This is a genomic window from Curtobacterium sp. UNCCL20, from assembly GCF_900101675.1.
GTDB lineage: Bacteria > Actinomycetota > Actinomycetes > Actinomycetales > Microbacteriaceae > Curtobacterium.
Window position 1 is genome coordinate 1,147,896 of sequence record NZ_FNKG01000001.1, and the last position, 19,010, is coordinate 1,166,905.

Annotated in this window: 23 protein-coding genes; 14 read left to right on the top strand and 9 right to left on the bottom strand. The window is 72.9% G+C overall.

Features of this window, described 5'->3' with window-relative positions; translation table 11 throughout:
- Positions 1-63: 63 nt before the first annotated feature.
- Entirely contained in the window at positions 64-798 is a 735-nt protein-coding gene (locus BLT36_RS05645; protein WP_175529506.1) for a DedA family protein, read from the top strand.
- Between the two features lie 4 nt (positions 799-802).
- Here BLT36_RS05645 and BLT36_RS05650 read toward each other — a convergent pair whose 3' ends face one another.
- Complete coding sequence (locus BLT36_RS05650; protein WP_092092686.1) at positions 803-1,006, bottom strand: hypervirulence associated TUDOR domain-containing protein; 204 nt, start codon at positions 1,004-1,006, stop codon at positions 803-805.
- 198 nt (positions 1,007-1,204) lie between these two features.
- On the opposite strand from BLT36_RS05650, the gene BLT36_RS05655 reads away from it, so the two are divergent.
- Together BLT36_RS05655 and BLT36_RS05660 are read left to right on the top strand one after the other, a co-directional pair.
- A complete protein-coding gene (locus BLT36_RS05655; protein ID WP_175529507.1) occupies positions 1,205-2,257 on the top strand; it encodes a serine/threonine-protein kinase in 1,053 nt (350 codons plus the stop codon).
- 70 nt (positions 2,258-2,327) lie between these two features.
- Positions 2,328-2,951: a phosphoribosylanthranilate isomerase gene (locus BLT36_RS05660; protein ID WP_092092691.1), complete on the top strand. Its 624-nt coding sequence runs from the start codon at positions 2,328-2,330 to the stop codon at positions 2,949-2,951.
- 31 nt (positions 2,952-2,982) lie between these two features.
- On the opposite strand, the gene BLT36_RS05665 is transcribed toward BLT36_RS05660, so the two are convergent.
- From BLT36_RS05665 to BLT36_RS05675, 3 genes are all read right to left on the bottom strand, one after another.
- Positions 2,983-3,741: an HAD-IIB family hydrolase gene (locus tag BLT36_RS05665; RefSeq protein WP_092092693.1), complete on the bottom strand. Its 759-nt coding sequence runs from the start codon at positions 3,739-3,741 to the stop codon at positions 2,983-2,985.
- Positions 3,742-3,780: 39 nt separating this feature from the next.
- Positions 3,781-4,212, bottom strand: coding sequence for an acyl-CoA thioesterase (locus BLT36_RS05670; RefSeq protein ID WP_092092696.1), 432 nt, complete (start codon positions 4,210-4,212; stop codon positions 3,781-3,783).
- Positions 4,213-4,277: 65 nt separating this feature from the next.
- Positions 4,278-4,874 carry a nitroreductase family protein gene (locus BLT36_RS05675; RefSeq protein WP_092092698.1) on the bottom strand — a complete coding sequence of 199 codons (597 nt, stop codon included), beginning with the start codon at positions 4,872-4,874 and terminating at the stop codon, positions 4,278-4,280.
- 85 nt (positions 4,875-4,959) lie between these two features.
- Between BLT36_RS05675 and BLT36_RS05680 the strand changes: the two genes are divergently transcribed.
- Positions 4,960-5,883, top strand: coding sequence for an AEC family transporter (locus BLT36_RS05680; RefSeq protein ID WP_092092701.1), 924 nt, complete (start codon positions 4,960-4,962; stop codon positions 5,881-5,883).
- Between the two features lie 253 nt (positions 5,884-6,136).
- On the top strand, positions 6,137-6,517 hold the full coding sequence (locus BLT36_RS05685; RefSeq protein ID WP_254787351.1) for a four-helix bundle copper-binding protein: 381 nt from the start codon (positions 6,137-6,139) through the stop codon (positions 6,515-6,517).
- A gap of 21 nt (positions 6,518-6,538) precedes the next feature.
- Here BLT36_RS05685 and BLT36_RS05690 read toward each other — a convergent pair whose 3' ends face one another.
- Both BLT36_RS05690 and BLT36_RS05695 read right to left on the bottom strand, forming a co-directional pair.
- A complete protein-coding gene (locus tag BLT36_RS05690) occupies positions 6,539-6,808 on the bottom strand; it encodes a hypothetical protein (protein ID WP_092092706.1) in 270 nt (89 codons plus the stop codon).
- 137 nt (positions 6,809-6,945) lie between these two features.
- On the bottom strand, positions 6,946-7,782 hold the full coding sequence (locus BLT36_RS05695) for an exodeoxyribonuclease III (RefSeq protein WP_092092708.1): 837 nt from the start codon (positions 7,780-7,782) through the stop codon (positions 6,946-6,948).
- A gap of 187 nt (positions 7,783-7,969) precedes the next feature.
- On the opposite strand from BLT36_RS05695, the gene BLT36_RS05700 reads away from it, so the two are divergent.
- From BLT36_RS05700 to BLT36_RS05725, 6 genes are read left to right on the top strand one after another with little or no spacing between them, the layout of a single operon-like run.
- Positions 7,970-8,428: an Asp23/Gls24 family envelope stress response protein gene (locus BLT36_RS05700; RefSeq protein WP_092092711.1), complete on the top strand. Its 459-nt coding sequence runs from the start codon at positions 7,970-7,972 to the stop codon at positions 8,426-8,428.
- Positions 8,425-8,616 carry a DUF2273 domain-containing protein gene (locus BLT36_RS05705; protein ID WP_092092713.1) on the top strand — a complete coding sequence of 64 codons (192 nt, stop codon included), beginning with the start codon at positions 8,425-8,427 and terminating at the stop codon, positions 8,614-8,616. Before BLT36_RS05700 ends, BLT36_RS05705 begins: the two co-directional genes overlap by 4 nt.
- Entirely contained in the window at positions 8,613-9,002 is a 390-nt protein-coding gene (locus BLT36_RS05710) for a hypothetical protein (protein ID WP_092092716.1), read from the top strand. The genes BLT36_RS05705 and BLT36_RS05710 overlap by 4 nt, the downstream gene beginning before the upstream one ends.
- Positions 8,999-9,682 (top strand): hypothetical protein, encoded by a 684-nt coding sequence (locus tag BLT36_RS05715; RefSeq protein WP_092092719.1) that lies wholly within the window; start codon positions 8,999-9,001, stop codon positions 9,680-9,682. Before BLT36_RS05710 ends, BLT36_RS05715 begins: the two co-directional genes overlap by 4 nt.
- Complete coding sequence (locus BLT36_RS05720; RefSeq protein WP_092092721.1) at positions 9,679-10,272, top strand: Asp23/Gls24 family envelope stress response protein; 594 nt, start codon at positions 9,679-9,681, stop codon at positions 10,270-10,272. The genes BLT36_RS05715 and BLT36_RS05720 overlap by 4 nt, the downstream gene beginning before the upstream one ends.
- Positions 10,273-10,279: 7 nt before the next feature.
- A complete protein-coding gene (locus tag BLT36_RS05725; protein WP_092092724.1) occupies positions 10,280-11,062 on the top strand; it encodes an aminoglycoside 3'-phosphotransferase in 783 nt (260 codons plus the stop codon).
- A gap of 77 nt (positions 11,063-11,139) precedes the next feature.
- Here the strand turns inward: BLT36_RS05725 and BLT36_RS05730 are convergent, their stop codons facing one another.
- Complete coding sequence (locus BLT36_RS05730) at positions 11,140-12,468, bottom strand: M23 family metallopeptidase (RefSeq protein WP_139166380.1); 1,329 nt, start codon at positions 12,466-12,468, stop codon at positions 11,140-11,142.
- Positions 12,469-12,570: 102 nt separating this feature from the next.
- On the bottom strand, positions 12,571-14,238 hold the full coding sequence (locus tag BLT36_RS05735; protein WP_092092729.1) for a hypothetical protein: 1,668 nt from the start codon (positions 14,236-14,238) through the stop codon (positions 12,571-12,573).
- 85 nt (positions 14,239-14,323) lie between these two features.
- Here BLT36_RS05735 and pyrE point away from each other — a divergent pair, with 85 nt between their 5' ends.
- Entirely contained in the window at positions 14,324-14,875 is a 552-nt protein-coding gene (gene pyrE / locus BLT36_RS05740) for an orotate phosphoribosyltransferase (protein WP_092092732.1), read from the top strand.
- On the top strand, positions 14,872-17,166 hold the full coding sequence (locus tag BLT36_RS05745) for a septum formation family protein (protein ID WP_092092734.1): 2,295 nt from the start codon (positions 14,872-14,874) through the stop codon (positions 17,164-17,166). Before pyrE ends, BLT36_RS05745 begins: the two co-directional genes overlap by 4 nt.
- A gap of 140 nt (positions 17,167-17,306) precedes the next feature.
- On the opposite strand, the gene BLT36_RS05750 is transcribed toward BLT36_RS05745, so the two are convergent.
- Positions 17,307-18,260: an aldo/keto reductase gene (locus BLT36_RS05750; protein ID WP_092092737.1), complete on the bottom strand. Its 954-nt coding sequence runs from the start codon at positions 18,258-18,260 to the stop codon at positions 17,307-17,309.
- Between the two features lie 95 nt (positions 18,261-18,355).
- Between BLT36_RS05750 and BLT36_RS05755 the strand changes: the two genes are divergently transcribed.
- A complete protein-coding gene (locus tag BLT36_RS05755) occupies positions 18,356-19,000 on the top strand; it encodes a HEAT repeat domain-containing protein (RefSeq protein WP_092092739.1) in 645 nt (214 codons plus the stop codon).
- The last annotated feature ends 10 nt before the right edge of the window (positions 19,001-19,010 follow it).

Sequence of the window (19,010 nt, forward strand, 5' to 3'; positions counted from 1 at the left end):
CCGCGGGCTGATCTCCAGGTCGCGCGCCGGGTTCTGTCAGGACGTTCAGGGAACATGGGCGGCATGACGACTGCCCTGGCCGCCCCGGCCACGACCGTGACGGCCGCCGGTGACTCCGAGATGGGTGGCCTGTCCGGGCTCGTGCTCCAGCTCATCGACGCCCTGGGGGAGTGGGGCGTCGCGCTCATGCTCTTCGTCGAGACGGTGTTCCCGCCGATCCCGTCCGAGGTGATCCTGCCGCTGGCCGGGTTCCTCGCCGGTGCCGGGCGGATGAACCTGGTGCTCGTCCTGGTGCTCGCGACCCTCGGGTCCTACCTCGGCGCCCTGGTGCTCTACTGGCTCGGCGCCGCGATCGGGTTCGAACGGACCACGCGGTGGCTCGGCAAGCTGCCCCTGGTGGACGAGGACGACTTCCGGAAGGCCGCCGACTGGTTCCACCGACACGGCAAGAGTGCGGTGTTCTTCGGCCGCTTCGTGCCGATCGTCCGCAGCCTCATCTCCCTGCCCGCCGGTGCGGACCGGATGCACCTCGCGACGTTCTCGGTGTTCACGATCATCGCGAGCGGGATCTGGAACAGCGCCCTCGTCCTGCTCGGTGCCGCGTTCGGCAGCCAGTACGAGCGGGTCGAGCAGTACACCGAGTGGATCGACCGCGTCCTGTACGTCGCGATCGCCGCGGTCGTGGTGACCTTCGTGGTGCGGCGCATCCGGCGGGCACGTGCGGCCCGCGCCGGGCGTGCGGAGGTCGACGAACAGCCGGCGCGTGGCCGCCGCCGGGCCGAGCCCGCCGGCGACTGACCGATCACGCCTTCGTCAGCGCCGACTCCTTGTGCGCGGCACGCTTGCCGCTCTTCTCGGACTCGACGATCCAGTAGGGGTCGTCGTCGGTCGGCGTGAACGTCTGTCCGTCGAACTCGAAGTCGCTCACCCGCTTCTGCACGAGGGTCCCGGTCGTCTTGCCCTGCGACGTGTTCCAGTGCACGGTGTCGCCCTTCGACAGCGCCATGATGTCCTCCTTGCGCGATACTCACTTCTTCGGACGTCGGACGATACCCCTATGCATCCGCATGAACACAGGGAAGTGGGCCGATCACGATGTCATAACGTCCACGCGCCGGGGGTCGCGGGCGCGTACCGTAGTGCCCGAGTCACCTTGCTGGCAACTGCCACGGATCACCGGGCTCCGAACGGAACGACGAACCCCATGACGCTGCTGAACGGCACACGGACGGACACGGTCCTCGCGGGCCGCTACCGGCTCGTGCAGCTGATCGGCACGGGTGGCATGGGAACGGTCTACGAAGCCCGCGACGAGCACACCTACCGCGCCGTCGCCGTGAAGCTCTTCGCGACGCCCGAGTCGATGACCACGGCCGACCGGGTCCGGCAGGAACGCGAGATCCGGCTGCTCAGCATGCTGTCGCACCCCGGGCTCATCCCGCTCTACGACGCCGGCACCCACGACTTCGAGGACGGTCCGCACCGCTTCATCGTGATGGAGCTCATCGCGGACACGACGCTGCTCCGGCGACTGGCGAGCGGTGCCCTCCACAACGACGAGGTGGCCGACCTCGGCGCCCAGCTCGCCGACGCCCTGGCCTACGTGCACTCCCGCGGGATCGTGCACCGTGACGTCAAGCCGGCGAACATCCTCATCAGCGACGAGGGCTCCTCCGGCTTCGCCCGCACCGTCAAGCTGACCGACTTCGGCGTCGCCCACTTCGTCGACGGCTCCCGACTGACGAACGACGGCACGATCATCGGCACGGCGGCGTACCTCAGCCCCGAGCAGGTGGCCGGCGAACCGATCGGGTTCGCGACCGACGTCTACTCGCTCGGCCTCGTGCTCCTCGAAGCCCTGACCGGCAAGCAGGAGTACTCCGGCACCCTGATCGAGGCAGCGCTCGCCCGCCTCCGGCACGACCCGGAGATCCCGGACGACATCGCCCCCGAGTGGCGGGACCTGCTGGCCCGGATGACCGCCCGTGACCCGGACCGCCGCCCGACCGCGGTGGCGATCGCGAACGCCCTGCGCGGTGGCTCCGCCCAGATCACCGGGCCGGTGCCGCTCGGCCCGCAGCGGACCAAGCACAAGAAGGACCACCGCCTGCACCGAGCGGCCCACCGGCACGCCCGGCGTGGCACGTTCGAGGTGGTGCGGCGCTGGCGTCGGCGGAACGTGCTCGTCGGGTCGTTCGCGGTGTTCGGTGTCCTGGTCGCCTGCGGTGCCTCGTACTTCGCGGGCATGCTGCACTGACCCGTCGCGTCCGCGCTCGGCGGAAGCCGCTCCGTCCCGCACCCCCGGTCTCCCTGGCAGGATGGAGCGCATGACCGACCAGCGCTGGATCAAGATCTGCGGCCTGTCGACGCCCGAGACCGTGGACGCCGCCATCGACGCGGGTGCCGACGCGGTCGGGTTCGTCTTCGCCGTCGGCAGCCCCCGTACCGTGACGGCTGACCTCGCCAAGGAGCTCGTCGAGCGGGTGCCGGACGGCGTCGACGCCGTCGGGGTGTTCCGCGACCAGGAGATCGACGAGATCGTCGGCATCGCCTCAGCGGTCGGGCTCACCACGCTCCAGCTGCACGGCGGCGAGTCCGCGACGGACTTCGCCCGGGCGCGGGACGCCGGCTTCTTCACCATCCGGGCCGTCGCCGCCGAGGACTACCTCCGCGAGTCGCCGGAGCAGCGGTCGTCGTACGACCACGACCTGCTGCTGCTCGACGCCGCGGTGCCCGGCAGTGGACGCCTCATCGACGCGGCCTCGATCGACGGGAAGGTCGACGAGGCCTGGATCCTCGCCGGGGGGCTCACGCCGGCGAACGTCGTGGCCGCCATCGAGTCGCTCGACCCGGACGGCGTCGACGTGTCGAGCGGTGTCGAGTCGGAGCGCGGGGTCAAGGACGCCGCGAAGATCCGCGCGTTCGTCGAGGCCGTCCGCAGCATCCCCTGAGGCGGCCGCGCGGGCAGGCCGCCGCCGCCCGTCAGCGCAGCGTAGGGATGAGCTCCGTCAGGAACACGTCGGTGTCCTCCCAGCCGTCGACCGCGTGGCAGGGGACGCCGAGCGCCTTCACCGGGTAGTCGTTGCCCTCGGGGTCGAGGCGGTCACCGACGAACAGCATGTCGTCGAGCGCGACACCGGTGAGCTCGGCCAGCCGCTGCATGCCGTACGCCTTGTCGATGCCCTTGCGGGTTATGTCGACGCTGGTGGACCCGCCGGAGCGGACCTCGAGGTCGGGGAGCTCGGCCTGCACCCGACGGCGGAGGTCGTCCTTCTTCGCCCCGGTCGGGTCCCACCGCTTCTTGACGTCCACGGGTGCGGCCTGGCCGAGCGCCGAGAACGTGATCTGGGACCCGCGGTCCTCGAGGATGGCGCCCCAGGTCTCCGACTCCCAGTAACCGGCGGCCTTCGCCTGCGACTCGACGGCGGCGAGGGCGCGGGCCTTCTGCTCGTCGGTGAGGTCCTCGGCGTACTGCAGGGCCCAGTCGTCACCGGACCAGCGGTAGTAGCGGGTGCCGCAGGTCGGCAGCAGGTGCAGGTCGTCGAGGGTGAGTCCCTCGCGCTGCCGGAGCGGGGTCACGAGCTGCTGCTCGAACTGCTGGAAGTTGCCGCCGGAGATGACCGCGACCGGCACGACCTCGAGCAGGGACGCGAACGTCTCGAGCATGCGGGGATCGAGCGCGGACTTCGAGGGGGCGAGGGTGTCGTCCAGGTCGAAGGCGACGAGTCGGGGCGTGGTCATGCCACCGATTGTGTCAGGTGTGCCCGACAGGCTCGTCCGTCAGGCGCGGTGGGTGGCGGGGACCCGGTCGCGCGCGTACGTGATGTCGGTGTAGCCGTGCGGCGCCGGGTTGCCTTCGTCGTCGAGGTTGACGAACACCACCTCGTCGATCGTGAGGATGCTCCGGTGGGTGAAGAGGTTCCGGGCCTCGGCGCGCATGGTCAGGGACGTTCGGCCGAACCGCGTCGCGACGAGCCCGATCTCGACGATGTCGCCCTCCTTCGCCGACGAGACGAACTCGATCTCCGACATGTACTTGGTCACGACCTTGCCGTTGCCGAGCTGGATGATCGCGTAGACCGCGGCCTCTTCGTCGATCCACCGGAGGAGGCTCCCACCGAAGAGGGTGCCGTTCGCGTTGAGGTCCTCGGGGCGGACCCACTTCCGCGTGTAGAAGTTCATCTCGGGCTGGAGCGCGTCGTCCTGCTGCATGTCACGACATACTACGCGGCCGGGTCCGTCGAGGGACCCGGCCGCGTGGTTCGACGCGAGTGGGCTCACTCCTTGACGAGGACGACCTCGTCGAGGGGGAGGCGGGTGCGCGGGGCGACCTCCCGCTGGGCGGCCTTCTCGTCGAGCTGCGACGGGTCCGCGACGGTGCCGATCGCCGTGACGGTGAACGGCAGGAAGCGCTCGGGGAGGTCGAACGCGGCACGGAGGCCCTCGGCGTCGATGCCCGCCATCTGGTGGACGTGCAGCCCCTCGGCGTGCGCCTGCACCGTCAGCGCGGCGAGCGACTGGCCGAGGTCGTACTGCGCGAAGGGACGCTCGTCACCGTCCTCGGTCACGGTCTCGAGGACGCCGACGACGAGGGCGCTGGCGCGGAAGGCCCACGCCGCGTTGAAGCCGAGGAGGTTCTCGTTGATCTTGCGGAACGTGTCGGTGCCACGGCGGCCGGCGATGAAGCGGCGGGGCTGGAAGTTCATGGCCGATGCCGCCCAGCGAGCCGCCTCGAGGACGGCGTCGAACTGCGCGTCCGAGATCGTCGCGGTCTCGTCGTAGGAGCGGGGGCTCCAGCGTTCCTCGAGGAGCGGGACGAGGGGCTGGCTGGAGTCGGTCGAACGCGTGAGCGTGCTGGAGTTCGTCGAGGTCATGGTGCGCTCAACGCTATTCGATGCGTTCGCATTTCCGACCTGAGTGAGGTCACATGCCGTCGCACGGGGTGCGAGGATGGGGGCGATGGGTGGCGTGTTGACCGGGTTCGCGATCATCGGCGCGATCATCGCCGGCGGGTACGTCGTCGGGCGCATCGGCCTGCTCGGCCCGCACGCCCAGTTCGTCATGAGCCGCCTCGCGTTCTTCGTGCTCATGCCGTGTCTGCTGTTCCACACGATCGCCACCGCGGACATCGCCTCGCTGCTGTCCCCGATGCTCTGGGTCTCCCTGGTCAGCGCGCTGTCGGTCGCCCTCGGCGCTGCGATCGTGTTCCGTCTGGTCCTCCGCCGGCCCGCGACGACCACCACGGTCGGGGCGCTGGCGTCGAGCTACGTCAACGCGAACAACATCGGCCTCCCCGTGGCCGTGTACGTGCTCGGGCAGGCGACCGCGGTCGTGCCGGTGATCCTGCTGCAGCTCATCGTTCTGGCGCCGATCGCGCTCACCGTCCTCGACACAGCGACGTCGAGCGGCGGCGGCTGGGGTCGCCGCATCTCGGGGCCGTTCCGGAACCCGATCATCATCGCGTCGCTCGTCGGGCTGGTGTTCTCGGCGACACGGATCGAGCTGCCGACACCGGTCCTCGAGCCCTTCTCGCTCGTCGGGGCGGCCGCGGTGCCCGTCGTGCTGCTGTCGTTCGGGATGAGCCTGCACGGTGCGACGCCGCTGCGGGACCCGGGGATCCGGACGGACGTCATCGTGGCCTCGTCGATCAAGCTCGTCGTGATGCCGGCCGTCGCGTTCGTCTTCGCCCGCTTCGTGTTCGGGCTCGGCGGACAGGACGTGTTCGTGCTGACCACGCTCGGCGCGCTGCCGGCGGCGCAGAACGTCTTCAACTACGCGCAGCGGTACGGGGCGGCGGTGCCGATGGCCCGCGACGTGGTGCTCATCTCGACCATCGGGTCCGTCCCGGTGCTCGTGGCCGTCGCGGCGCTCCTGCACCCGTAGGCGCACCGGACGCCGGTACGCGTCGGCGTGCGCCCGTCCGCACTGGACGCACTGGACGCACTGGACGCACTGGACGCACGCAGCGTCGGCCTGGAGGCCCGTGGCGACGCCGCCACGCGCCTCCAGGCCGTCCGCCGGTCGCGTCTTCCAGCGCGCCGGACACCGCGCGTAGGGTGTGCGGCACGCGGCGCGTCCGCGCCGGACACCACGAGGGACGGAGACCCCGATGGACACGATGGCGATGATGAAGAGCATGTCCGCGACCGACATGCCCATGGCGATGGACACCGAGCTGATGCAGGACACGATGATGGCGATGAACGCCGCGTCGATGGCCGCGACGATGTGCTCGGCGAGCGACATGCGCATGGGCGGCGAGATGGCGACCTGCGCCGCGATGTGCTCGAACACCGCGATGCTCGCCGACACCGGGATGCGGATGATGATGCGCCCGATGGGCATGGACGCCGAGGCGATGCGCACGATGCTGATGGCCTGTGTGGCGATGGGCACGGCGTGCGCGGCGGAGTGCCGGAAGCACGCCGACATGGACGAGTCGTGCCGCTACTGCGCGATGGCGTGCGACGAGATGGTGGCGAAGTGCCAGGCGATGACGGAGTCGATGAGCGCCTGACGCCCTCGGGTCACGCCCCGACTACGCGACGCGTGCGGTGGTCTTCCGACCGCCGGCGCTGAGGATCTCCGCGGCCGGGTGGTGGGCGACCGGGTCGCCGACGGACACGAACGTGTCCGCGTCCGCCACCCGGAGCTGCGTGGTGCCCGCGTGCGCCGCACCGTCGAGGAACGCGACGACGAGGTCGGCAGGGCGGACTTCGACGACGATGCCGTCCCTCCAGGCGCGCGGTGTGGCGTCGGCCATGACGCGCTGGATCGGAAGGATCGTCGACGGGGTCGTGCGGGACATGGCTTCACCTGCTCTCGGAGGGGTTCGGTGCAGGAAACCTACGTCGCGCCCGTCCCCTCGTCGACGGACGGCTACGCGCGCCGTAACAGAGCACGTCGGGCCGGTCAGGTGGCCGGTCCGGTCTGGCCGCCGGACCGTCAGAAGATCATCGGTCGGTCGTCGTCGAGCGAGGTCTCGAGGTCGAGGTCGACCGACACCGGCACGTGGTCGCTCGGTGCGTCGCCCTTGCGCTCGTCGCGGTGGATGCGCGCGTCGGTGACGACGTCCGAGAACGCCTGCGACCCCATCACGAAGTCGATCCGCATGCCCTCGTTGCGCGGGAACCGGAGCGCCTTGTAGTCCCAGTACGTGTAGCCGTCCGGGACGATCGGACGGACGACGTCCTGCAGCCCGCGCTCCTCGAACGCGCGGAACGCCGCACGCTCGGGCTCGCTGACGTGGGTGGCACCCTCGAACGCGCGCATGTCCCACACGTCCTGGTCGAGCGGCGCGACGTTCCAGTCGCCCATCAGCGCGAGGGGCTGCTCCGGCTCGGCGGCGATCCACTCCGACGTCCGGTCCGCCAGCTGCGCGAGCCAGTCGAGCTTGTACGTGTAGTGCGGGTCGCCGACCTCGCGGCCGTTCGGGACGTAGAGGCTCCACAGCCGGACACCGTCGACCGTCACACCGATCGCACGGGCCTCGGTCGGGACGTCGTCCCCCTCGTGGCCCTTGAGGAACCCGGGCTGGCCGGGGAAGTCGCGCGTCACGTCCTCCATCGGCAGGCGGCTGGCGAACGCGACCCCGTTCCACTGGTTCAGGCCGTACGCCTCGACCTGGTAGCCGGCGGCCTCGAACGCCTCGAGCGGGAACTGCTCGGGCTTGCACTTGATCTCCTGCATGCCGAGGACGTCCACGTCCTCGCGCACCAGCCAGTCGACGATCCGCCCCACTCGGGTGCGGACGGAGTTCACGTTCCAGGTCGCCACGCGCATGGGTTCGAACCTACCGGGCACCACCGCGGGTGCGGTGCAGCGGGGGTGGTCCGACGGGGGCGGGCGGACCCGCGTGCCCCGTGCCGCGGGTCGCATCCGGGCCAGCGTGCCGCGTCCGTCTCCCGGGCGGGGCACGGCACGATGGTGTTCGCTGGGAGACCAGCAATCGACCACATCGGAGGCACTGATGGCATCGACGACGAACCGCGTCGACGGGACCGCGACGACCGGCACCACCGCCGGGACCACGACGACGCAGGTGACCACCAACGGCAGGACGATCATCGACGACACGGTCGTGGCGAAGGTCGCCGGCATCGCCGCCCGTGACGTCCCCGGCGTCTTCGCGCTCGGTGGCAACGCCGCCCGGGCGTTCGGGGCGATCCGCGACGCCATCGGTTCGAGCGCGCTCGGCCAGGGCGTCCGCGTCGAGGTCGGCGAGACCCAGGTCGCCGTCGACCTGACGATCGTCGTCGACTACCCGACGCCGATGATGGAGGTCGCCACCGCCGTCCGGGCGGCGGTCACGAGCGCGGTCACCGAGCTCGTCGGACTCGAGGTCACCGAGGTCAACATCGCCATCAACGACGTCAACATCCCGGGCCTCAACGGTCCCGTCGACGAGACCGAGGGTCGCGTCCGGTGAACGCCACGGTCGTCGGCATGGGCGTCGGCGCGCTCCTCGCGATCGTCGCGGTGACGCTCGGGTTCTGGGCGTTCGTCGTCGTCGCCGTCTTCATGCTCGTGGGTGGCCTGGTCGCCCGCATCGTCACCGGCGACATCGACTTCCGTCGCCTCCTCGACGTGCTGCGCGGACGCCGGAGCTCGTCGTGAGCGGCGCCGTCGCCGCACCGACCGGCGGCGGCGGAACGGCGTCACCCGGTCCCCGTCCGGTCGCCGGGTACGACCGGATCGGCTCGGCGGCGCTCGTGCACACCGCGCAGGCGGTCGCGTCCGAAGCACTCCGCGTCCCGTTCCGGGAGGCCCGTGCCCGGGTCGCCGACGACGGTCACGGTGCGCTCGCGGTCGAGATCACGGCCCCCCTCACCGTGCCCGTGCTGGGGAGCCACACGGTCCCCGACGAACCCGTCGTCACCACGGCGCACCGCGCCCGTGCCACGATCGCGGACCGCATCCGGACCATCACCGGCCGGCAGGTCGAACGGGTCACCGTGACGTTCTCGTCGTCCGTCGTGGACACGCCGCGGAGGGTCCGGTGAGCGCCGAGGGTCGGCCCGGTGCCGGTGTGAGCGCGGCCACTGGTGCCGGCGCGGCCACCGGCGACGGCACCGGCGCGGTCACCGGCACCGGGACCGGCCGTGGCCACGATCGGGTGTACCGCCGGGTGGTCCGCCGGGAGACGAGCGCGTCGCGTTCCGGCACCGTCGTGGTCGCCATGCTGGTGCTGCTCGTCATCGCAGCGGCCGCCGTGTTCGCAGCCGCGCTCGTGCTGCTCGACCAGCGCGTGCTCGGCATCGACCCCCGCGACGTCGTCGACCGTGCCGCACGGGCCCCGCGCGGCCTCGACACCACGATCACCGTCGGCATCGCCGCCATCGTGGCGTTCCTCGGACTCGTGTTCCTCGCACAGGGCCTCCTGCCGCAGCGTCGCCCTCGGCACGCCATGTCGTCCGACCGGCTCGCCGTGGTCGTCGACGACGAGGTGCTCGCCTCCGCCGCTGCCCGGGCTGCGCGGTCGGCCACCCGTCTCGGTCCCGACGCCGCGGTCGGCACGGTCGGCCGGCGGACCGTCGACGTGGTCCTCCGTCCCGCTGCCGGCGTCGACGTCCCCGCGGTCGCCGCGACCGAGGCGGTCACCGAGGAGTTCGCGGCGATCCACACCGAACCGCCGGTCACCGCGCGGGTCCGTGTGCAGCCGACCGGACGGGTGGACGGATGAACGCGACGAACCGTGGCCTCGGCCGCACCGCACTGGTCATCGTCGGCCTGGCCCTCCTCGTCGCCGGGGTCGGCACGATCCTGGTGCAGACCGTGCCGTGGGCCTCCTCGACCTGGCACGACTGGGGGCGGTCGCTCGGCGACCTCGGGGCCGGGGCGCCCCGGGACGCCTCCGTCACGATGTGGACGTGGGTGCTCGGCGGTGGCGTGGTGCTCGGCATCCTGGCCCTCGTCGTCCTGTCCACGCTCGGCGGCGGCCGTGTCGGCATCGTGGTGGAGGACGACGGGTCCTCGAGCGGCGTGGCCGGCACCGTCCGGATCGACTCCGCCGCCGTGCAGCACGCCCTGTCGTCCGCGATCGGCGCGATGCCGGAGGTCGGCTCGCTCGCCGTCGACGTCTACCGGGTCCGGGGCGGCCGGGCGATCCGGATCAAGGTCCGGCCCCGCCGGGGCGCCTCCCCGCGCGCCATCACCACCGGGGTCGAGGGCATCGTCGCCGACCTCGACGCGCTCCTCGGGGACCGGCTGCCGGTCCTGCTCGAGATCGCACGCGGCGGTTCCGGGTCCGGCCGCACCGACCGGGTGCACTGAGGCCGGCGTGCCACGGTCCATCGACGGGCTCGCCCGCGCACGGGCGGACGTCGTCGTCCCGCACGTGGTCGTCGAGGCCGCACACAGACGGCCGGTCGAGGCGGTCTGGGTCAACGAGATCGGTGGACGGACCTTCCGCATCGGCGAGGACGGTCACGCCGAGGAGTACGTCAAGGTGCTCCCGCACGCGTACGCGTCCTGGGTCGTCGGGGAGGCCGGACGGCTGACCTGGGCGTCCCGCTACGCCCGGGTGCCGGAGCTCATCGACCACGGCGCCGACGACGAGGGCGTCTGGCTGCGGACCCGCGCGCTCCCGGGCTGGAGCGCCGTCGACCCCCGCTGGCACGACGAGCCGCGCACCGCGGTGGTCGCGGCGGGCGAGGGGCTCCGCGCACTGCACGACACCCTGCCGGTGCTCGACTGCCCGTTCGAGTGGTCCACCGCGCACCGGACCGCGACGGCGCGGGCTGCCGGGGCCGACCCGGACCTGCTCGGGCCGGAGCCGCCGGTCGACCGGATCGTGGTGTGCCACGGTGACCCCTGCACCCCGAACACCCTCATCGGGGCGGACGGCCGGTGGGCCGGACACGTGGACCTCGACGCGCTCGGCATCGCCGACCGGTGGGCCGACATCGCGGTGGCGACGATGGCCCTCGGGTGGAACTACGGCCCGGGGTGGGACGAGCTGTTCCACGAGGCGTACGGGGTGCCGGTCGACGAGGAGCGCACCGCCTGGTACCGGGGACTCTGGAACGTGGGCGACGACGGCATCGAGACGTCCACGTCCTGACCGGGGTCGGCGAACCGCCCGACCGGAGTCGGCGCAGCCAGCACACTCGGCGCTGTCGGCGCTGTCGGCGGGACCGGCTAGAACGCGACGCCGCGGGCCTGCATGAACGGGATCGGGTCGGTCGTCGCCCCGCCCAGGTGGACCTCGAAGTGCGTGTGGCACCCCGTGGACGCGCCCGTGGACCCGACGAGCGCGATCAGCTGCCCCGCCGAGACCTGCTGGCCCTGCCCCACGCGGAAGCCGCCGTTGACGATGTGGCCGTACGCGGTCTGCACCCCGCCGCCGTGGCTGAGGCGGACGTAGTTGCCGTACCCGCCGTACCAGCCGACGTAGTCGACCGTTCCCGCTGCGGCGGCGACGATCGGCGTGTAGCAGCCGCTCGCCAGGTCGGCGCCGTCGTGCTTCGTCACGACCCCGGTGATCGGGTGCACGCGGTACCCGTACGGGCTGATGACGTAGCCGCTGGCCGGTCGGACCCAGCCGGAGCCGCTGCCCGACCCCGGGGAACCGCTCGCACCGGAGCCGCTGGAGCCGGACGCACCGCCACCGCCGCCACCGCCACCGGCGTTCGCCGCGTTGGACGCCGCCTGGGCCGCGAGCGCGCGGAGGTACGCCTCGCGCGCGGCCTTCTCTTCTGCCGCCTTGCGGACCTTCTCGCCCTGGGCGAACTCGGCCTCGGTCCGGACGCGGCCCGAGGTCAGCGTCGCGAGCTGGGCGTCGAGCCGCGCCTTGTTGCTCTGCTGCTCGTCGTAGGCGGCCTGGACCTGGTCCGCAGCGGCCTGGGAGGCCTGCATGCGCTTCTCGGCCTCGGCCGACAGTTCGGCGAGCTTCTCGGACGCACGGTCGGCCTGCGCCGTCAGGGCCCGGGCGACGGCGGCGTCGGCGCTCGCCGCGGCCTCGACCCGTTCGGCCTGCTCGGACAGCTTGCTCAGTGCGCCGAGGTTGTAGAGGAGGTCACGGGCGTCCTCGCCGCCGGCGATGACCGAGGTGGTGACGTCGGCACCGCCGGAGCGGGCCATCTGGGCGGCGAACTGCCCGGCCTGGGCGGCGCTCTGCTCGGCGATCTCGGCGTGCTCCTCGGCGTCGGCGCGGAGTCGCTGCTCCTTCTCGGCGGCGTCCTGCGCCTTGCTCTGGGCTTCGAAGAACGCGGTGCCGAGCCGCTGTGCCTCGGCCTCGGCAGCCTTCACCTTGGTCGACAGGCCGGAGATGATGCCACGGATCTCGGTGATCTGGTCCTGCTTGGCGGACTCCTGCCCGCGGGCGGCCATCACCTCGTCCCACGAGGGGTACGTCGCCGCACTGGCAGCCGGGGCGTCGAGGACGACCGTGCCGACGAGGCCCGCGAGCGCCAGGAACGTGGCGGCGAAGCGGAGGCGCAGGGGGCGGTGGCTGGAGGGGCGGGTCACGGGCACGAGCCTATACATCCGTTCAGGGAAGAACGGGCGTCGCCGCGCGGCTGTGGAGAACTCCGGCGGTGCGGACCGGCCGCCGGGCCGCGACGGACGGTGTCAGAAACCGCGCTCCCGACGGATCGCGTCGGCGCTCCCCACCACGTCGCGCCGGAGCAGGTCGGCGCCGGTGGTCCCGGCGTAGTCGTACACGTCGAACCCGGTGCAGTGCGTGATCGTCGCGGGACGGCCGAGCGAGTCCTCGACCGCGGTGGTCCAGACGTCGCCGGACCCGATCACGACGAACGTCGGCTCGGCGTCGCGGTAGGCGCCCAGGTCGACCAGCCACGGGTACGTCGCGAAGGTGTCGCGGACCTGCAGCAGCTGCACGTTCCTCGCCGAGTACGTGGCGAGCGGCCGGACGGTCCAGAACTGCCCGACGCCGACGACGTCCCGCCCGCCGGCCCACCGGTCGAGGCACGCGGCCGGTGCGTAGGTCGCGGTGGACACGGCCCGCGCGGTGCCCGGCGTGGTGGCGATCCCGGCCAGGAGGACCGCGGCGGCCGCGACGGCGAGGACCGCGCGGACCCCTCGTCGGGGCCGGTGCACCTGGGTCCGGCGGACCGCGGTGCGCGTGAGCTCGGCGACCGCGACGAGGGCGAGCAGCGGGGCCGTCACCACCGGCTCGAGGTAGCGCGGGGTCTCCGAGCCGGCGACGACCACCCCGACCGACACGGCGACGACGGTCACGAGGGGCAGCGCCGCGGCGGTGAGCACGGTGCGGGAGGTCCGCACCCGCCAGGCCCACACGGTCCCGCCGGCGGCGAGGAGGACCCCGACGAACATCAGGAGCAGCCCGGCGTCTCCGGCCGCGGTGCCGGCTCGGGTGTCGGTGAGCGCGGCGAAGAAACCGAGCGTCTCGGCGGCACGGGCAGGCTGCACGTACGTGGACGGGTCGAGCGACACGAAGGGTCGGAGCGGGATCCGGAGCAGGTAGCCGACGACCGAGCCGGCCGTCACCGTTCCGGCGAGCAGGACGACGGGGCGCCACGGCAGGCGGCGGGCCAGGGCGAGCAGCACGAGCGTCACGACGACGGGTGCCGCCGACCACGGCACGTAGAGCGGGTTCGACGCCGTCGTGCACGTCGCGACCAGCCCGAGGACGACGAGCACCGTGACCGAGGCGCGGCCCAGGCGGACCGCCCGCAGCACGAGCACGGCGGTCCCGAGCATCGCCAGGACGACGCCGTAGTAGTAGGTCGTCGTGAGGAGGAGCGAGGCGAGCTCCAGCGACGTCGCGGTGGCCGACGACTCGGTCAGGACCAGGAGCGTCAGGAACCCGAGTGCGATCGCGGACACGGCGATCCGGGCCGACCGGCGCGCGGCGGGCATGAGCTCGTTCGCGGCCGCCCGCACCAGCGCGTACACGGCCAGCAGCACCAGGACGCCGTTCAGCGCCAGCGCCTGCTGCGGGGTCGCCGTGACGAGGGAGCAGAGCAGGTAGACCGGCAGCTCCGGGAAGAAGAACAGGGCCGGTGACATCGCCCACTCGAACGGCTGCCCGAGCTGCATCGAGCGCTGGACGAGTGGGAGCAGCACCGAGTCGCCGTCGTACCAGAGCAGGGCGACCCGCGCGGTCGCGACGACGTGACGCAGGGCGATGATGGCCAGGGCCAGCGCGACCAGGCCGCCCAGTGCCTCCTGGCCGATCGCGGTGACCAGTCCGCGCCGCCGGAGGCCGCCGGACGGACGCGCCACGGCGGTGTCGTGGCGCTGGTCGGAGGACATGTCGGGAGCGTACCGAGCGCGGCTCCGGACGACCCCACAGGCTGGGGGAGCGCGGCGGGAGCCCGACCGGCTACCCTTGTGGGCTGTGACCGACGCGCGCGACCAGCTGATCCAGTTCATCACGGACGAAGCGGTGTTCCACGGAGACTTCACCCTCACCAGCGGGAAGAAGGCGACGTACTACATCGACCTCCGCAAGGTGAGCCTGGACCACCGCGTGGCGCCGCTCATCGGACAGGTGATGACCGACCTCGTCGGGCAGGTCCCGGACGTCGCAGCCGTCGGTGGACTCACGATGGGTGCCGACCCGATCGCCAGCGCCGTCCTGCACCAGGCAGCGGCACGCGGGCTCGCGTACGACGCGTTCGTCGTCCGCAAGGAGCCGAAGGACCACGGCCGCGGCAAGCAGGTCGAGGGCCCGGACCTCAGGGGCAAGCGCGTCGTCGTCCTCGAGGACACCTCCACCACCGGCGGCTCGCCGCTCAAGGCGGCCGAGGCGCTCGAGCGCGAGGGTGCGATCATCGCCGCCGTCGCGGTCGTCGTCGACCGTGACACCGGCGCGAAGGAGAAGATCGAAGCTGCCGGGTACCCGTACTTCGCAGCCATCGGGCTGGCTGATCTGGGGCTGAGCGCGTGACCCCGGAGCGTCCGGACGACGCGCACGAGCCCGACCAGGCCGCCGGTCCCGAAGACGGGGACGACAGCCTGGAGGCACGGCGCGGCTCCGCCCCGGACGCTCCGTTCCACGGTCTCCGCAGCGCCGCCGACATCTTCGGTGCGCCCCGCGGTGAGGACGAGTGGCCGTCGCGCCGCGATCGTCGCGAAGCCGAGCGCACCGCGCGCGAGACCGGCGCGCCGCTCCCCGAACCGTTCGAACCCGTCGCGTCCGCACCGGGTGCGCCCGAGGCCGACGAGACGACGGACGTGCCGGAGCCCGCCGCCCCACGCGAGCCCGCCGACGCCGACGCCACGCAGGCGATCTCGATGCCGGAGCAGCTCACCGAGCCGTCCGAGAACCCCCAGGCCAGCGCCGAGCACGAGCGTGCCACCCTCGGCGAGCGGATCCCGCCGGCCGCCCCGGTGCCGCCGACCTCGTCCGCGCCGCACCCCTCCTCCATCAGCCTGCCCACCGCGCAGGCCCACCGCGACGCCCGTGCGGCCGAGAACCGTGCGATCGAGGACGAGCGCCGCCGCCTCGACCCGTTCGGCGAGGGGCGCAGCGACGTCGACTGGCTCGGCCGCGCCACCGGGTCGCACCCCGAGTCCTCCGGACCCGGCGTGCCGCCGGCGATCGTCCCCCCGCCCGCCGTGCCACCGGCGATCGTCCCGCCGCCCGCCGTCCCGCCGGCGCTCGGGGTCGAGAACGTGCTGCCCGCGGCCGACGAGCCGCCGAGCTTCACCGAGCTCCTCCGCATCGCGGACGCCGACACCGAGGGCACGGGTGGACACGAGCGCCCGTTCGACTGGGCGATCCGCGACGACGAGGCCAGCGAGGTCCCGACGACACTCACCACGGACGCGTTCGACACGACGGCGCTCGCCGGGGGCGCGTGGACCCGGGCGGACGAGTCCGACGACGACGTCGTGTCCGGCGAAGTCGAGACCCCGGTGCACGGCACTCCCGCCGTACCCGCCGCGGGCGACGTGACCGGTGCGCTCGCCGCGACCACCGCCCCGGACGCGACCGGGGTCGACGACGAGCGCGACGAGGCGGACGCGGCCGCGCGCCTCCAGGCAGACCCGTCCGACGCCGCGACCACGGCGCTGCCCGTCGCGGGGACGCCCTGGTGGGCGGAACCCGACGCGACCGTGCCGCCGACCGCAGCGCCGCCGCTCGTCGAGCCCGCAGCCGGCGGCCCGGACGCGCCGGGCTACCCGGCACACCTGCCGCCGGCCGTCGGTCAGGACCTCGACGCGGTGATGGGCATCCGCGGGCACGCCCCCGACGACACCGAGCTCGCTCCCGAGCCCCTGCCCGCCGCCGCGCCGGACGACCTCGACCAGTCCGAGTGGGACGGCCGCGAGACGAGCGACACCAGCGCCATCAAGGACCTCTTCGGGACCGAGGCCGTCGGCCAGCTCGGCGGCACCGGGTACGACCCGCACGACACCGGCACGCAGATGATGCCGGCGGTCGGCGCCGCTCCCGCGCACGCTCCGGCGCCGGGACGCACGCCGTACACGGCGCCCGCTGCGCCCGTGCCGCCGGCTGCCGCGGCCGCTGGCGCCGCTGGTGCCGCTGGTGCTGGTGCCGGCGCCGCTCCGGGCGGTGGCGAGCGGGACAACTTCATCAACGAGGGCTTCGCGAAGCTCCGGAACGAGGGCCGTCGCGGCAAGCTGCTGCTGATCTGGGGCTCCGTCGCGCTCATCGTCATCCTGCTCGTCGCGGTGTTCGCGCTGACCCGCTGGATCCTCGGCAACACGATCGAGGACCACACGCCGGCACCCACCTCGACCTCGGCGGCGTCCGCGAAGGCATCGCCATCGACCGCGGCGTCCTCGGCGCCGGCGACCACTCCGTCGCCCTCGAGCCTGGCGACCCTGCAGTTCGCGACGACCCCGGCCGCACCGGGCGAGCACAGCTGGACCGAGCTCGCCGGCGGGGAGTGCCTGTCCCCGTTCACCAACGCCTGGGCGCAGACCTTCACGGTCGTGGACTGCGCGACGCCGCACATCGCCCAGCTGACCGCGCGACTGCCGGTGTCGGCGAACCAGTGGCCCGGGCCCGACGCGCTCGCGGCGCAGGCTGCGGAGCAGTGCCAGACCTCGGCAGCGCTCAACACCTCGGCCGCCGCGGCGTTCGGGGACGTGCAGGTGCAGGGCTCCTACGCGCCCGACCAGGCCACGTGGGACCAGGGCGACACGTTCATCTCGTGCTTCGTGACGCGCTCTTCGGGGGACACGCTGACGGGGTCCGTCGCGCCGTAGCCCGCCGGGGGCGTTTGCTCGCCCGAGTCTCGCGGTGAGCGACAGTCCTCGCGCTGCTGAGCCCGAGGACTGTCGCTCAGGCCGAGACTCGGCCCCGCGTGCTCGGCCACGTGCGCTCGGCGCTCACGCGCGCGCCGGCCTCAGGCCGAGGCGGGCACGCTCGCCGACACGTCGGACAGGGTCTGCAGCTCCTCCGCGCTGAGCTCCAGCTCGGCTGACGCCAGCAGCGCCGGCAGCTGCTCGACGTTCCGGGCGCTGGCGATCGGCGCGACGACGTCCGGCTGTGCCTGCAGCCACGCGAGCGCGACCGTGGCGATCTCGGCCCCGTGGTCCGCGGCGACGGTGGCGAGGGTGTCGACCACGGCGACGCCGGCGTCGCTGAAGTACCCGGACACCTGCCCCTCGCGGTCCTTGCCCGCGAAGTCCTCGGCGCTCCGGTACTTCCCGGTCAGGAAGCCGGCGGCGAGCGCGAAGTACGGCACGACCCCGAGGTGCTCAGCAGCGGCGAGCGGTGCGATGTCCGACTCGTAGGGCTCGCGGGTGACCAGGTTGTAGTGCGGCTGGATCGCGACCGGCAGCGCGAGGCCGTTGTCCTTCGCGATGCGGATCCACTCCGCCGCCCGCTCCTTCGAGTAGTTCGAGATCGCGGTGTACCGGACGAGGCCCTCCCGCACGAGCTGGTCGAAGGCCCGGACCGTCTCCTCGAGCGGGGTGGACTGGTCGTCGAAGTGTGCGTAGTACAGGTCGATCCGGTCGGTGCCGAGTCGTTCGAGGCTGGCGCGGGCGGCCGCGGCGACGTTCGGCGCGGACAGGCCGGGGAACTGCGGGTGCTGCGAGACCTTCGTGGCGATCACGACGTCGTCGCGCTTGCCGGACGCCGCGAGCCACGACCCGATGACGCGCTCGGACTCGCCGCCCTCGTTGCCCGGTCCCCAGGCGGAGTACACGTCCGCCGAGTCGACGAAGTCGCCGCCGGCCGCGGTGTACGCGTCGAGCACCTGGTGGGAGGTCTGCTCGTCGGCGGTCCAGCCGAAGACGTTGCCGCCGAGGGCGAGGGGGAACACGGTGAGGTCGCTGGTACCGATGCGGGGCATGGGGGTCCTTTCGTGGTCGGACCTCCCACGCTATGCCTCGAGCCTCCGTGCGCTGTCTCCTGGCGTCACGCAGCAGCATGGGTTTGCATGGGTGCATGACCACGTTGCCCGCCGACCTCGCCGACCCGCGTTCCTCCGTCCGCCTCCGAGCGGTGATGGCCGCCGGGACGCACCCGGACCCGGAGGACCTCGACGTCCTCGTGGAGCAGTGCGCCGTCGAGCCGGACTTCTTCGTGCGGGACATGCTCACGTGGGCGCTGCTCCGGCACCCGGCGGACGAGGTCGTGCCGCGGGTCCTGCCGGAGCTGCGGCGTGCCGTCCCGCAGGCGCGGAGCCAGGCGCTCCACACGCTGTCGAAGATCGGTGACCCGGCTGCCTGGCCGGAGGTCCGCCCCCTGCTGGAGGACACCGACGACGAGGTCCTCCGGGCTGCCTGGCGCACCGCCGCCGCCCTCGTGCCCGACGACGAGCGCGCGGACCTCGCCCGGACGCTGGCCGTGCAGCTCGGCATCGGTGGACGGGAGCGTCGGCTGAGCCTGTCGCGGTCCCTGGTCGCGCTCGGTGCCGACGTCGTGTCGCCGGTGCTCGCGGCGGCTCGTGCGCGTGGGTCGGACGCGGTCCGGGAGCACGTCGCCGACACCGAACGGCTGCTGCACGACCCGGATGCGGCGTCGTCACTGGCGCTCGAGCGCGCGCGGCGCGAGGTCGCGCTCGGTCGCACCCGCTCCGCGAAGGGGTAGCGCGGGGCGG